This window comes from Flavobacterium sp. FlaQc-48, from assembly GCF_044007335.1.
Taxonomy (GTDB): Bacteria; Bacteroidota; Bacteroidia; order Flavobacteriales; family Flavobacteriaceae; genus Flavobacterium.
This window is the reverse complement of sequence record NZ_JBIPCR010000001.1, coordinates 25,004-41,273: the sequence shown is the minus strand read 5'-3', so window position 1 is coordinate 41,273 and position 16,270 is coordinate 25,004. Positions and strand designations below refer to the sequence as shown.

The following is a 16,270-nucleotide window of genomic DNA, read 5'->3' as shown; positions in this document are numbered from 1 at the left end:
GGTGCAAAGATGCAAAGGTTCAAAGACTGAAAGAATAGAAGGTTCACGCAACAATTCATAACTTATAACTCATCAATAAAAACTAAAAAAATATGCCACCAGCAGCAAGACTTACAGATTTTCACGAATGCCCGATGGTAACTCCGGGAGTACCGCCCATTCCGCATGTTGGAGGGCCAATAGTTGGTCCGGGTGAACCAACAGTGTTAATTGCAGGATTACCGGCAGCCAGAGTTGGCGATATGCTGGTTTGTGTAGGACCGCCGGATTCGATTATAAAAGGATCTTCAACGGTTATGATAGGCGGAATGCCAGCCGCAAGATTAGGAGATTCAACCGCTCACGGAGGATCAATTATGCTGGGAGCATTTAATGTCATGATAGGTGGATAATACAACACATAAAGAAAATGCTTTTTTAGGTTCAGGATGGGCATTTCCTGTGTCTTTTTCTGCGGATAACCTTCAGCTGAATGTATCTGCGAATGAAACCAATATCAACGAATCTATAAATGTCATCCTGAACACCCGTAAGGGAGAACGTACCCTGGAATCTGATTTTGGTTCCGGATTACAGCAGTTTATGTTCAGAAAAATTGACAATACCCTAAAAGGTGAAATTATAGAAACCATCAAATTTGCCTTATTGCGTTTTGAACCCAGGATTATAGTACAGGATGTAAAAGTGGCTGCAACAGATATCATAAACGGTGTAGTAGAAATATTGATTATTTATATCTACGCCCAAACCAATACCAGACACAATTATGTGTTCCCGTTTTACTTAAAAGAAGGAACAAACTTAGCCCGAAAATAATGATTTTAATTGATCAAAATAGCGCCATAAATTCACTTAACGAGTCACTCGTTCCGGGCCCGCATTTAATAGACGGAAGAACGGAACAGGACTGGCTGCACTTTCTGGCGGAATTTAGCAAACTGATCAATTTTTATAATGATAAAAATACCATACAAGGAAACTGGCACCCTTTTTTACTAAAAGATCCTGTTTTTTTAATGGCTTCTATTTCAAAAACAAATTACAAAAACCTGCACTCAGCTTATAAAAACAGTTGTGCCGAAATTCGAAGATTAGTACAAAATCAAAGCAGTGAAAATTTACATTCAAATGCCTTCAATAAACTATTTGACCATATTACGGCCGTTTATAAAATTATAGAACGCTGGACGCATTATATGCAAAGCAATACTGAAATCTACGACCTTAAAACATATATCATCAATGAGGTAAAAAACAAATTAAGTATTGAGTTTTGGGCGATTCAGTCTTTCAGGCAATATCTGTACAAGCAATCGATAAACGGACTATTTATTGTACCTGCGCCACATCAGGAATTTGATTCTTTTGATAAAAACATCTGGTATAGCAACAAAGACAAAAGTCCTTTTTGGGAAGTTTTTGGATTTGAAAGCGAGCAAGGCATAGTACAGACAGCAGAAAAAATGATTTCTTTCTGTTTGGATATTTTAACCAAAATAGCAGATAAATTGTTTCATTTTTTAGAAACCGTCATACATCATTCTACACACGAGTTAAAAAAACTGACCCTTAAAAAAGGGCATTTTCCGGATACTGTACTTTTGCGTTCTTTTGTAAATGTGCTGCAAAACCAACAAAATCAGCTCAATAAAATCTCAGAAAAGCATCTGGATTTTTATTATAAAGACATTTTAAAACAAACCAAATTACCCGCCGTTCCGGATAGTACTTATGTATGTGCCACGTTGGCTAAAAATGATTCTGTTTATGTTTTACCTGCCGGGACTTTATTTGATGCGGGATTAGATGCGCAAAAAAATCCTGTTCTCTTCGCTTCGCAAAAAAATGCAACCCTAAATCCGGCCGTTATTACAAGTGCACATGTGCTTACCTATCAAAATCAACCCAATATTCCATCTTATCATTTACAAACTATTGCCAAACCAGCCAGTATACAATTAGATGCCGATAATAAAATGATAAGTTGGGGAACTTTTGGTTCAAATAATCCAACAGGAAACCCTACAGCAATTGGAATTGCATTTGCTTCGCCAATGTTATTATTGCGTGAAGGACAAAGAACCATCACCTTAAGTCTTGAATTTGATATCGCGGTTGATTTAGAAGTACTACAGGGAGCCAGTTATTTTTTGAGTACACAAAAAGCCTGGTTACAACTGGATTTACTTCCTACAGCTTTTAAACCGGATACTTCAAAGCCTGATAATACTGTTGTAATAACGATAAATCTCGATCCTTCAGCTGCTGCCATTGAGCCTTTTTTAATCAATCCCGACGGATTAGTGAGTGATTGGCCTATGATGAAAATTCTGTTTCAGCATGTTTCAGATCCAGATAGAACACCCAAAATTACTGCGATAACTATTGCACTAAAAGTATCCGGTGTCAAAACATTTCAATTGTATAATGATTTTGGAGAACTCAATACAAAGAGTCCCTTCCCTCCTTTTGGACCAATTCCGTTAGTAAATGCGAATTTTATTATTGGAAACAATGAGATATTCAGTAAACCTCTCGACAGTCTTATTGTAGAAATAGACTGGGACAAAAGACCCTCTGATTTTGCGGCTTATTACCTGCAATACAATCAATACCTAAACTCCATAAAAAACCAAAATACACCTAAAGAATCCGGTTTGATAGAAGGCGTAGAAGAATCACTTAAAAGTATATTTCGTAAAAAAGTGGTGCTGCCCAATCCTAATGCTTCGCCATTTAATAATCCGTGTTTTACAACTGATTTTAATATCCTGCAGGGAAAATCTTGGCAGGGGCTCAAAATGACTAAAATTGCAAGCAGTCAGGTAGATACTGTTTTTGTTCCTGTCGATAATATTCCCGCTCCTGTTTATCTTTTTGATCCGGAAGCGGGAGATCCTAATCAGCCTGTTCTTAGTACGTCAGGCAGTTATTATGTGTATTACAAACCAAATACAACAACAGAAACATGGCAACCCGATCCGGACATTCAAAAAGGGACTTTAAAATTTACCGATGCCAGTTCATCAGGTTTTATAAAAATGGTTTTATCCGGTCCGGATTACGGCTTTGGATCTGAATTATATCCAAATGTTGTGGCGAATATTGCCCTGCAAAATGGCAATAAACTGGCAATGGCAAAAGATACAGAAGTAAAAAATTTTGTTACCGCTGCCAATGTGCCGTTTGCCCCTAAAATACAAACCTTTTCTGCTATTTATTCCGCAAATGTAACCTATAAACTGGATGGTGCAGCCGGAGATTATCCGCTTCAATATTTTATTTACGCGCCATTTTCAAACTATACTTTGTTTGATAGCAGCACAATTGACGAAACCAATACCACAACATTAAATACGGCAATTACCGGAACTTCTACAGCCAATGACACAAATGGTTTTCCGCTTTATCCGTCTTTCGGTTATAGTGGTGCCCTGTTTATCGAACTCGATAATTTAATCTGCAACAGCACTTTAAATCTCTATTTTGAATTAGCCCGAAACTCAACAGCACTTGGTACGCAAAATAGTGTTCAGTACTTTTATTTAAGCAATTCAGGCTGGAAAAAAATTCAGGCATTATCCGATGAAACAAATCAGTTTAGATGTTCCGGAGTTATTGAACTGCCAATTCCTGCCGATTGTAATAACAACCAGAAGTTTATGCCCGGAACCAATAATTGGATTTCTATAGGCGTTTTTGATGAACCTGAATCGTATTCTAAAACCACTTTTTTGCAAACCAACGGATTTAGCGTGCAGAGAACCGGAACTTCGTTTTTATCCGATACACAAAGTCCGCAAATTGCAGCGAATGTGATAACAAAACCGGAAATCAAGATTCCGGAAATAGTCACCCTCTTACAGCCTTTTCCTTCTTTTGGAGGAAAAGCTGCCGAAAACAAAACCAAAAGAAATCAAAGGGTCAGCAATAGCATCAAAACCAAGAACAGAGCCAGTACACCAACAGATTATTTTACTTTGATTGCCGAAAATTTTGATGCTGTTTATTATTCAAAAGTGGTCACTAAAAAACGCGATAACAGCACCAGTGTTTATTTGGTAAAAAAAATAGCCTCCGATACTGATACCAACGCCTTTGTGCCTTTGGTGACCAATTCTCTGGAGATACAGGTAGCAAAATTTTTAAATCCCAATTCGTCGCCATTTGTAAACCTGCAGGTGTCCAATTTTAATCTCGAATACGTTTCGATTACAGTCACAATTGCAATGAAAAGCGGCTACGAAATGACCTTAATGGAGAAAAATATAAATCGTGCGTTAAAAGTTTATTTATCGCCCTGGATTGCAAATTATCCTGCTCAAAGAGCGATTGATAAACCGCTGAGCAATGCCAAAGTGAGCACTTTTATTCAAAATATCGAAGGAGTTGCCAGTGTCGAAAGTGTATCATTTTCGAGTTATTACATCAATGCAGCCACAGGATTACCAATCAATTTAAAAAAGAACAAAGAAACCTTAACGCCTTACGGGCCAACAACGCTTTTAGTTTCGGCACCTAATCATAAAATTATTTTTCTGGTATAAATGGATACAATAAACCACATATCAAAAAAACAGCTTCCTTCCTATCAGGATTTTAATTTCCTGAAAAGAGAAGCGCTTGATTATATCCAGAACCATATTGGAAATGAGTGGACGAACTTTAACCCAAGCGATCCCGGAATCACTATTTTAGATCAGGTTTGTTACGCACTTACCGAATTAGGGTATTGTACTGATTTCAGCATTCCGGATATTTTAACAGATGCCAAAGGAAAAATTCAAATCGAAGACCAGTTTTATCTGCCATACAAAATACTGACGACTTCGCCTTATACTCTCAACGATTATAAAAAATACCTTATTGACGGTAACGAAAACATATACAACGTTAATACACTGGTTTACAACAGTAACACTTTTCCGTTTAATAGGGTTTATCAGGTTTATCTTTATATAAATCCGGATATTAATGATGCTAATGAAGTTAAAAACATTTGCAAATCGGCATTTTATTATTTAAACAAAAGCCGAAATTTAGGAGAACTGTTTAATCTGCCACTTGCATTGCAGCCTCAAAATTGCCGGATTGCCGGTAAAATCGAAATCAAAAAAGAAGTCGATCAGTATACTGTTTTGCTGGAACTGCAAGATAAAATACGCGCTTTTATATTCGCAAAACCGGCGCAATCCAGTTATGAAACTTTAAAAGCAGCCGGGCACAATGCCGCTGAAATATACGACGGTCCTTATCTAAAAAATGGCTGGATTTTAAACGAATCCTTAGTCGATAAAACAGATAGTATAAGAGCCATTGACTTAATTCCGGTCATCGAATCGGTAAAGGGAATCGTTTCTGTTTCGGGTTTACAGCTGTATCAGGAAGAAAAAATCGTTTCTGTGCTGCAGGCAACAGTAAATCAAATACTGGCAATCGATATTCTGGGTTCTTATCAAAATAAAAACCTGATTTTAAGCCAAAACGGAAAAGATTTGCCTTTTGATGCTTTTGGCCCCTTGCAAATCACTGCAGATACATTTGCGAAAACGACAACAAACTTGACAATTCAGCCCAGTTTAAAATTACCAAAAAGCAGTTTTAGGGACATCAATACCTATTATTCGATCCAGAATACATTTCCGCAGCAATATGGTATTGGCGACGATAAAATAGAAGACGGTTCGCAACCCATTCAGGTTGCACAATCCCGTCAGTTAAAAGGCTATTTAACCCTATTTGATCAAATACTGGCTAACCAGTTTTCGCAATTAGCCAATGTTCCAAAATTATTCTCCTTTACCAATTCGGTTTGCGGAGCACCTTCTGACAAAGAAAATTTTTATGCCGTAAAAGACAAACATCAGAAAGACCATTTAGAATATCCGGTTCCGTATCGCATGTTTTCGCCAAGCTATTTCTATCAATCCCTGTATACAATTCCGCATATCAAACCTTTATTAAAAGACAATAAAACATTTGATTATAGTTTTGTTCCGGAAATTAAAGAGGAATTAAAAGAAAAAAGCTGGTTCGACTATCAGCAGGACCCATACAATCCGTACATATTCGGGATGATGAAACTCATAGAAGAGGAAGATGTTAATTTAGACCGACGAAATAACCTGCTGGATCATTTGCTTGCCAGACATGGTGAATCGCCTAAAGTAATCGATGCACTTATCGACGATACTATTTATACCGGAGATAAAAGAAAAGACCAACTGATTTTAAAGAGCTTATATCTGCAAAACCTGGAGTTATTATCCTATAACAGACAAAAAGCGTATGATTTTCTAAGCGCCTCACGATTAACAGAAAAAACTACGGGAAACATCGATGTAAGTCTTCCTGTTATCAAGCAAAAACATTTCGCTTTTATCAATGAAAATACTTCCGATTTCATCTTCAGATCAGAACAAATCAATAAAAAAGAAAAATTAAGCAAACCCAATTTCAATGACTTCTCCGGACTTGAACTGAAACTGAATTTATTATTCGGACTGAGAAATATGTATTCCAATTTTATTTCATCTCAATTTGATGCACAGCAAAGCAGTACCGAAAATCAATTAAATGCCTATAAAACAATCCAGAAAACATTCTGGCTCAAAGAAAGAAGAAACGGCAGTATTCTGATAGAAACAGTTCTTCTTTTAAATACGTTAAAATTCAATCTCGAAATCATAAAGGAAAATCAGGTCAACCATACTTCATACACTATTGAAAATATTGATTTTCAAACCATAAGCAATCTTAATTATGTTTTAAATACGACAAATGAGTTAACCTTGGATAATGAGCTTCAGCAGGGTTATTTAATGTTTTCTGATATAAAATATCCTTTTGTAACGAACAGTATTGAAACGATAAATCAGGATGATTATACTAAATCGAAGCTTTCAAACTATACTTTTCGTATCACAATTTCGACAGAAAATAACAGTATTACAATTGATAGCGCTGTTTTCAGGAAAAATATACTATTGATATTCCCCAATTTTATTCCGGAGCTTCAGACTCCCGAATTTAAAAAGCGTTTAAAACAATTTCTTAAAATTAGCCTTCCGGCAAATGTGAGCTGTGAATGTCTTTTTTTAAGCATTCAGGAATTAGAAGTTTTTATTCCGAATTATGTAAAGTGGCACGACAGCCTGCGCTACAAAAACGAACTAATTCCGGCAGACACCGGACAAAATAATCCGGCAATAAACATGCAGGCATCAGTTACAAGTCCTGCTGAAATTGCAATGAATATGATTCATAGTTTAACCACAATTTTAGAAACAAAAAATGGAAGAAATAAATAGCCATATTGTGTCAAGTCTAAAGTGGGATACTACTTTTGATCAAAAAACCGAAGGATACAGACTTCAGGAACGATTGAGTACCTGGAGCAAAATTTCACTGCCCGGAGAGGTCGCCAATATCTTTAGCGAACTTTGTCCGCCCGAACAAAGCTGGAGAATAGAATCGTTAGAACTTGATTTAGGTTCCTGCGATTACAATGATCTGGAATTTGACCTGAGCCGAAAAATACGCAGTGTGCTAAAAGAAAAAATAGCTGAGCTTATTTTGTATCAAAACAGTCCAAAACAAAACGGAATTGCAGTTTATAACAAACGAAAATCGACGCTGGAAAATCTTGCTATTTTTTTAATGGAAGGGTATCTGCCGTGGAATTACCAAAACAAAGAAGGTTCTGTAAACGAGATCATGGCCGAATTGCTTCAGAATAATTTAGCCGAAGTAATTGCGATGATCAAAGAAACCGGAATGACTCACGAAGAGGTCCGAAAAAGAATTTCATGGCAATTTGATGAAAAAAATGTTACCAGAATAATTGCTGCTCTGGAACCTAATAATAGCAGTTCGATAATAGAGTTTAATGCGATGATGACCACTATTCAGGTCAAAGAAACGATCATTCAGACCAGTACGGCGAGCTTTAAAAAAAATCTGTGGTTTTTTATCCTGAACTTTTTGTTGCTGGAACGCGGAACACTTTTTAATAAACTGGCTTTTATGAAAAGTAGTATCCTGCAAATGGCAAATCATTATAATATTGCCTACACTGAACTTATTTTACTGATTGAAAATACGCTTGTAAAATTATCTGATAAAACTACTCAGAACAACAATTTTATAGATTGCCTTAAAATACTGACCGAGGAATTCGAAACCCGGAAAAGTGATACCTATACACCCGAAACAAGCACCGATTACTGGACTATTTTTGAGCAGTTATTAAAAGACAAAAAAGAACGAAAATCCAGAACAGCCAAAAACGATCTCAACGAACTGATTATCGCGCTCAATAATGAGAATAAAACGAGATTTAACGCTCTTATCAATCCTGTTTTTAGCAATGAAAGTTTTCTGGTTTCGCTGATGTGGGATTTAAATGAAACCTCGATTAAAATATTGTTTTCAAGAGTAGACAAAACACCGTCTTTGCTGCACATGGAAACCATTATTTATCTGAACAAACTAAGCAAGACCTTTAAACTCAAAACAAACAGTAAAGATTTATGGGAAATTGGGATGCTGTTTTTAATCAAAAATAAAAATGCGGACAATAGCACGTTTCTATTGTTTTGTGTTGTGGAGCTAAGCAGGAGAAATAATCTCGATCACGAGCAATTACTGGCGTTATTTACCAGTGCCAAAATTCCTGCTGCAGTAAAAAACAATAATTCTGTCTTGATTTATACCACCTTAAACAGCATTTATTGTAATGAAATCAATCACAACAATTCTAATTATCCTGCGATTCATTTCAAAAATCTGGTGATAAAACTGGAAATGGAATTACAAAAAAATGCCACCAAAAGCATCTTTTTTAACAATTTGCAAAGGTCGCTGATCAGGACGATTTCACTGCATCCTAAAATGGCTTTTGAGGTCATGCTTTCCTACGGAAATAAAGAGGTTTTAAAAAAAATACTTCCGTTGGTTCTGAATCGTGAAATGCTGCAATTGCTGATAAAAACGGCCAATTATAAAAAAACAAAACTGGTACAAACCATACAGGTTGTATATGAAATCCTGAACGAAAAAGAAAAATACGACTTTCCCGAAGAGTTAATGACAGATCATTTATTGCTGACAGGAATGCAGGAAATATTGTTTCATCCGGAACATAATACATCATTATTTCTGGAAACCATTATCGTGCAATTGTCGAAAAAAGTAACCCATACCAGACGAAATGATTATTTTAGGTTTATTACCAAATTAATTCAGTCCAAAAGAATTAAATCTTTTGGCGTAGCGGTCAAAAAAACGTTTCTGAATCAGTTAAAAAACAATAATGCTATTGATACACTGGCATTGGCATCGCTAATTCAGAGTACATCGCAGCAATCTCAATTAGAATTATCTCATTTACTGCTCACTAATTTTAATGATAAAGGATTTGCCTTAGTACGAAAACAAGACAAAAAAGAAAGTGAAAACATCCTGCATTATTTTTTAACGAACGCCATTTTCATTAAAAATAACTGGATCAAAAAAAGTGCTGTTCTCCTGCTTGAACAATCAAAATCAGTTTCAAAAACTATTATTCATGCAGAATTAAAGGAGTTGTTTTGGAAAACAGTTTTAAAATATGCTGCGTATAAAGGCAATCAAAACCTGTTTGAAAAACTATTGCAAAAAGAACTGCAACACCATTTAAAAACTAATAAGTGGAATGAACACCAACAAGTTGCAAACGATGCCAAATCTGTTGAAAACATAAACCCGATTTCCAAAACAAGCCCTTTTCATGAAGACAATTTAGTTGAGGACCAGACAACAGCAGAAAACTTTTTAGAAGCCGATATCGAGACGATACTATTGCAATGGGAAAAAATAGCCGGGAAAGAAAAACAGGAATGGTTCTCTTTGATCGTATTACAAAGGCAAATCCCGATTGGTTTTAGTACTTCGCAGACTATTGAAATTAAAGATTTACTGAATACAATTATTAAAAAAGACCCCAAAACCTTCTTTAAAATAATAAAAAAAGAATTTATTCCCGAAGCTCAAATGGACTGGCTTTGCCGAAATATCACCTTTAATACATTGTGCAATGCAATCAGCCAATTAGACAAAAACAGAGCATCGTATTTGAGAATTCTGGAAAAGTTTAACCATGTTTTAGGCCTCATTACGATTAAAGGAATTGCTTCAAAAGAAATGCAGCATATTTTGTTGCGAAAAGTATTAAAAGCTGCTGCCAACGATAACTGGAGACTTATTGCTATCGATAAAATCTGGAATGAATTAATCTGGGAAGTGGCTACCAAAAAAGGAATTCCGAAAAAAAGTTTCTTACTGGATATTGAAAAATATATCTATCAGTTTCCACTGTCCTTACAGCTTAGTTTCAGGGAAATTATAAAATCAGAAAAACAAACAGTTCAAATTATAAAACACAACCCAATACTTTTGAAAATGGATCCCAATAAAATCAAGCCAAAAGCAAAACCACAACCCAAAGAAGGCATTGCCGTTCGAAATGCCGGAATTGTGCTTTTAAATACCTATATCCCAATATTATTTGACCGGCTTAAACTCTTAGATAACAATCAGTTTATCAACAATGAAGCGCAAATAAATGGAGTGCAATATTTGCAATATGTTGTTACCGGAATGAAACAAACCGAAGAAACTTATTTACCGCTAAATAAAGTTTTATGTGGCTTACCGCTGACCGATGCCGTTCCGGGTGCTATTGAAATTGCTGCTGAAAATGAACAACTCATTAACAGTCTGATACAAGCTGCTGTCTCGCATTGGCCGGAAATTGGTGAATGTTCAGTAGATGGTTTCAGGGGAAACTGGCTTGTTCGCGACGGAATTCTGACAGAACTGGAAGACAAATGGGAACTTACTGTAGAAAAAAGGGCTTATGATATATTAATCAACAGATCTCCTTTTGCCTTTTCGATCATTAAATACCATTGGATGAAAAAACCCTTGCATGTAATATGGCCTTACTAAAACAACACCATTGAATACGATCTTAAAATAATTAATCAACTAAAAAAAAACTATTATGAACAGCTACAATGAAAATCTGCATTCTAGTGTATTGTCTTCATTAGAAAGTCAGGAAATGACCAAGAAACAATTGAAGGCGCAACTGAATGCCTCCATGTTTACCCTTTATTATGCCGAGGGAGCAGAAATTGTTGCACAGGAAAAACTGGAACTGGCAACAAAAATGTACACGCAAAAACAACACGTTAATAATGTCGTTGTTAAGAATAAGAATATGGCAGACAATCTTTTGTTATCTGCCAATCAGCAAAAAACCTATACCACGCAATCTGTTACCAATATGGCTGTTTGTGCTTCGAACATACAGGTTGCTTCTAATTCGATTGTGCGTCTGGCAAGTGATGTGGGAAGCATTTTTAGCATTATTAATGCTGCTGATTACGGAACACAAATTTACCAACAGGCCCTTGAAGCGTATAATCTGATCAATAAAACGGCTTATCATGCCGAAGAAACTTCTCAATTGGCAATGGAAGCCTCAACATCTATTGCAGAAGTAGCCACATCGACAATCGCTGATGAAGCAAAACTAACCAATACGTCTGTCAATAATTTACTGCAGATTACGACGGCAGACTTAAATGCGATTACTGCAATTGTGACTGCTGATAATGCTACATCATCTCAGGCAAGTATGGCTACAAGAGGTGCTGAAGGGGCAATAAAATGCAGTAAAGTAGAATACGAGGCTTCTAAAAAAGCGTATAATATTAATAATAAAAAGTTCAATCAGAATTTGAGAGTACAGGTTCCTAAACCTTTTGATCCGGTTAAAGGAACTTTTACGGTTTCTTTTAATTATTATAAAAGTCCGTTTTCGTCTACAGATAAAGACAAGGATACCCAGAATCTGGGATTAGAAAAACCGGTACAAAATTATAATATCATATTGGTTAAGGAAAGTAAAAAATCATTCTTCAATGTTTCTACTGCCGAAGACCTGTTAACAAATCCGTCGCAATTTAAAAGAGTTGAAGTTCCTCAGCCGGATTCAAAAAACAAAGATAAAGCTTTGGTAGAGTTAAGTTTAATTGATTTACTGGATTCAGATAATGAAGCATTGGTATTAGGTGAAAATTATGTTGCTTTTCTTTTGATCATTTTTACAGAAAATTACAAAAAAGAGATCAATACGTTTGATGAATATCTTTCGGCACCATCTGAAACATTTACCATGACGCATACTTTGAATCCGGCCGAAAAAATCAAACCGGTAAAAGAATCTGATCCCAAAGAAACCCAGGATACTGATCCACAAAGTACATCCCTTTTTGATATCACTTTTACCGTTAAAAAAGAAGAAAACATCAAACTTGCAGATCTTGATTACAGATGTATGCTTTTGCCTTATCCGGATAATTTATTAACGAATGAGGAACTAAACACACTCGAATATAAAATCGAAACCTTAGAAATAGAGGAAGAAATAACCCAATATGAAGCTGAAATTGATTATTTAAACGAAGAAATCCTAAATATAAATAATGGAATAACCCAATTAAATGCAGAAATAGCCAAATATCCAAAACCAGATCCTAAACATGCTGCAGAAATAGAAATTGCCAAACGAAAACTTGCCGATTTTAAAAATGCCCTGAATGAGGCTAAAGCTAAACTGGCTGCGGTTAATAGCGAGGTAACTAAATTGAAGGCACAATTAGCCGAAATTGTCAAAGATTATCCAAAACCTGTTAAGAATGCAAATGCTTTTTTCTTCAACTTAAATTTAGCCGAGAATATTCCTGCCGGTAATTATACCAGTGCAGGCCTTGTTAAAACCAAGTCAGATAAAGTAGAACCTTTTATTAAGCTGGAGGTAAAAATTGATAGTACAACTACTGATAATTTTGGAAATCCGCTGGTAGAGAATAAAAAATACATCCCTGTTGTGTTGTCTTATTTTAATGGTGCGGAAATCAGCAAAAACAAGTACACAAATCAGTTATCTGACTGGGAAAATACAGACACATTTACCTATTCTTCTTTAACGAACAATCATACTACAGTAACTAATTAATATAAAACATATGGAAGCTCAAATATTAAATGCCGGCCCAAGATTGAAAAAATACGGAATCACAGAAAAGAAAAAATCAGAATTAGATACGCTGAAAAATCTGGTAATTGATGCACAGGCAGATGTTCAGCAGCAACAGGTTATTGTTACTTCACTAACAGAAAAAGCAGCAAGGTATCAAAGTTATTTATTGGTTGCGGACAACAATCGCACGCATGCTTTAAACAATAAAAACCTGATTGATCAGGTGATTCAGAATGCGTATGATTTAGGATACAACTCCACGAATGCTTTTAGCAATATGATCTCTGCAAATGAAGATACAGAGCAGGTTGCTTCAAGTGTTAGTACTTTGATCAATAAACTAATTTATTCGGTAGAAATAATCAATAAGCTGGCAAATCTTGTGATCCGAAAAAAAGCACTTAATCCGCTTATTTCTGATGATTTAATTACCAGAATCAATGCTGCAGGGACTGATGCTAATAATGCTGTTGCCCTGACATTGGTTGCCTTAAAATCTACATTGGCAGCAGAAGCTTCAGTTTTAGAATCCGAAGCCGCAATAACACTGGAATACAAACAGGCGATTAAACTTTATCTGACCTTAACAGGTCAGGAATCGATAGATACACCTTTGTCACTGAATCCTGCTTCTGATATTTCGATCAGGGCATTATTATATAACGCTTATAAAGAAGCTAAAGTAGCCTATGACAAAGCCAATATTGCAAACGATGAAACCAGCAGACAGTTGAATATTGCTGCTACAAATCTGAATAAAGCTCAGGTTAAACTTAAATCGTTGCAATCCGGACTGGCAGCAGCAAATGCAGCCGCTCTGGCAGCTTAAGATACATTAAAATGTCCACTGTTTCCTAAGGTGTTTCAGTGGACTTTAATCAATTAATTTCAGGGCTATGGATCGTACTTATAAGATTTTTTACAGGCAATTTTATTTAAAGACCGGAGGATTTCTACCCACTAAACCATTGAATAAGAATCTTTTTCCGGGAGATTATTTCCAGATTAAAAATGGAGAAATCATATTTCTGGGCAATTTATACCGTAACACTATTGTAGCGCCTCATGATGTCGATTTAAGTGGAATAATTCCCCTTAATGCATCAAACTGGAACTTTAGCGATGGTATATCCAAACCTTATTCAGGAAGAGGGCACGGACATAGCGCAATTGAAGGTGAATTTGAATTCAGCAAACAAATACTGGCTTTTGCCCATAAAGGCAGTTTCATTTTCAGGGCAGAAGAACCGGAATCCATAAAAATTAATAACTGGAACGAAATCCAGCAGCAATTGATTATAAAACTGACACAGAGCTTATTTTCTTTTCGGGAGCTGTATGTTGTTACAGAAAGTGCTACGGCAAACAGCACCACATTAGCTATTGCCGGAGAACCCAATGCTGAACTGGAATTGGCAAGTGATATGGAAAACTTTGGATTGGTAGATATTTTTGGACATTCAAATACCAAAACAATCCAATCGAAGGATATCGAATATTACCACCGCGAAACCAAAAGAAAACCGGCTTATTTTAAAGCAAAAAAATTAGTGGTCCAGGAAGACAAACTTGCTTATTTTATGAGCGATTTTATCAATAAAGATTATAATGGGAGTGAATGGGCTGATACTTTTTTTGATTCGAATTTTCATAATGAGATTGATTATAATGCTCAAATGATCATGCAGAATGCGCAGGGTTATTTTCTGGATTTGTTACAGGCTAACGAATTAAACCCAAATACGGCATTATTGTATTTTAAATGGGCAGATGCCAATTTAGACGACATCGAAAAACTCTTTGCTAATTATGGAAACTAATCAGGAAATACTTGTTTTACACAAAGAAATGGATTGGCTACAGGAAGTAATCGATCAGGTTATTTGTAGTTATTTACTTCAGGAAGGGCATGAAAATCGCTGGCAGGATATTCCGCTGCCTGAAATTAATGCAGATACGGAAAACAGTATTTACTATAAAAAAATCGAAGAATGGAATCTGAACCTGTACGAACGACTTTGTTTAGCCCTCATTATTGCCCCTCAGATAAAACCGGAAGTACTGGATGTTTTTTTTAGTAAAAATGCCATGTACGATCGTGGTTTTACTGAATTTGGCGGTATTGTTAATAAAAGCCATAGTGGCTTTTTGCCAACCGGCCAGACTTTTTCATTTTTAATTACAGCTGTTAATCCGGAATTACGAATCGAAGTGATGAATGTACTCAGCTCTTCGAATATCCTGATAAAAGAACAGGTTTTAGTGATGGAAGCTACGGAATCAAACGTTCCGGTTTTAAATCAGATTCTTTCTCTAAATGAACGCTGGCTGCATTATTTTATAACCGGTATCTTACCCAAACCTGAACATAGCGTTTCCTTTCCGGCACAACAAATTTCGACCAATATGAACTGGTCTGATCTGGTACTCGAAGATCATGTGATGCAGCAGGTTATGGAGATTGATGCATGGTTAAATTACGGAGAAACCTTAATGACGGAATGGGGACTTGAGAATAAAATAAAACCCGGTTACCGGACGCTTTTTTACGGACCTCCGGGAACAGGAAAAACGCTTACAGCCAGTTTATTGGGAAAAAGTACAAATCGTGAAGTCTACAGGGTCGATCTTTCGATGATTGTATCAAAATATATAGGGGAAACCGAAAAAAATCTTTCGAAAATATTTGATGTGGCACAACACAAAAACTGGATTTTATTTTTTGATGAAGCCGATGCCCTTTTTGGTAAAAGAACCAACGCATCATCATCAAATGACAGACACGCCAACCAGCAAACGGGCTATTTACTGCAAAGAATCGAGGACTTTCCGGGAGTTGTCATACTGGCTTCTAACCTAAAAGAAAATATGGACGAAGCCTTTTCAAGAAGATTTCAGTCGATGATTCATTTTACGATGCCAACCGCAGAAGAAAGAGTGCAATTATGGCAAAAAGCCTTCTCCGGAAAATGCAAACTCAATCCTGATATTGATATCGAAACTATTGCCGAAAATTATGAACTGGCAGGAGGAGCTATTATTAATGTTTTGAGATATTGTGCCTTGATCGCCATTCAGAGAAATGAAACTGTTGTTACTTATCAGGATCTTCTGGAAGGCATCAGACGTGAATTTAGAAAAGAGAATAAAACACTAAGTGTTACACAAATGAACTGATCT

General features: G+C 36.1%; 9 protein-coding genes. All 9 read left to right on the top strand.

Annotation, left to right across the window (positions count from 1 at the left end; translation table 11 throughout):
• Positions 1 to 92 precede the first annotated feature (92 nt).
• The gene (locus tag ACHRWY_RS00155) at positions 93 to 392 is read left to right on the top strand and encodes a PAAR domain-containing protein (RefSeq protein WP_395351327.1); all 300 of its coding nucleotides are present in this window, start codon (positions 93 to 95) and stop codon (positions 390 to 392) included.
• Positions 385 to 816: a GPW/gp25 family protein gene (locus ACHRWY_RS00150; protein WP_395351325.1), complete on the top strand. Its 432-nt coding sequence runs from the start codon at positions 385 to 387 to the stop codon at positions 814 to 816. The genes ACHRWY_RS00155 and ACHRWY_RS00150 overlap by 8 nt, the downstream gene beginning before the upstream one ends.
• Positions 816 to 4,547: a hypothetical protein gene (locus tag ACHRWY_RS00145; protein ID WP_395351322.1), complete on the top strand. Its 3,732-nt coding sequence runs from the start codon at positions 816 to 818 to the stop codon at positions 4,545 to 4,547. Before ACHRWY_RS00150 ends, ACHRWY_RS00145 begins: the two co-directional genes overlap by 1 nt.
• The gene (locus tag ACHRWY_RS00140; RefSeq protein ID WP_395351321.1) at positions 4,548 to 7,310 is read left to right on the top strand and encodes a hypothetical protein; all 2,763 of its coding nucleotides are present in this window, start codon (positions 4,548 to 4,550) and stop codon (positions 7,308 to 7,310) included.
• Positions 7,294 to 10,989: a contractile injection system tape measure protein gene (locus ACHRWY_RS00135; RefSeq protein ID WP_395351319.1), complete on the top strand. Its 3,696-nt coding sequence runs from the start codon at positions 7,294 to 7,296 to the stop codon at positions 10,987 to 10,989. The genes ACHRWY_RS00140 and ACHRWY_RS00135 overlap by 17 nt, the downstream gene beginning before the upstream one ends.
• 55 nt (positions 10,990 to 11,044) lie before the next feature.
• Positions 11,045 to 13,066: a hypothetical protein gene (locus tag ACHRWY_RS00130; protein WP_395351316.1), complete on the top strand. Its 2,022-nt coding sequence runs from the start codon at positions 11,045 to 11,047 to the stop codon at positions 13,064 to 13,066.
• Between the two features lie 10 nt (positions 13,067 to 13,076).
• The gene (locus ACHRWY_RS00125) at positions 13,077 to 13,919 is read left to right on the top strand and encodes a hypothetical protein (protein ID WP_395351313.1); all 843 of its coding nucleotides are present in this window, start codon (positions 13,077 to 13,079) and stop codon (positions 13,917 to 13,919) included.
• Positions 13,920 to 14,058: 139 nt separating this feature from the next.
• Positions 14,059 to 14,910, top strand: a complete 852-nt coding sequence (locus ACHRWY_RS00120) for a hypothetical protein (RefSeq protein ID WP_395351311.1) — start codon at positions 14,059 to 14,061, stop codon at positions 14,908 to 14,910.
• Positions 14,900 to 16,267 carry an ATP-binding protein gene (locus ACHRWY_RS00115; RefSeq protein ID WP_395351308.1) on the top strand — a complete coding sequence of 456 codons (1,368 nt, stop codon included), beginning with the start codon at positions 14,900 to 14,902 and terminating at the stop codon, positions 16,265 to 16,267. Before ACHRWY_RS00120 ends, ACHRWY_RS00115 begins: the two co-directional genes overlap by 11 nt.
• Positions 16,268 to 16,270: the final 3 nt, after the last annotated feature.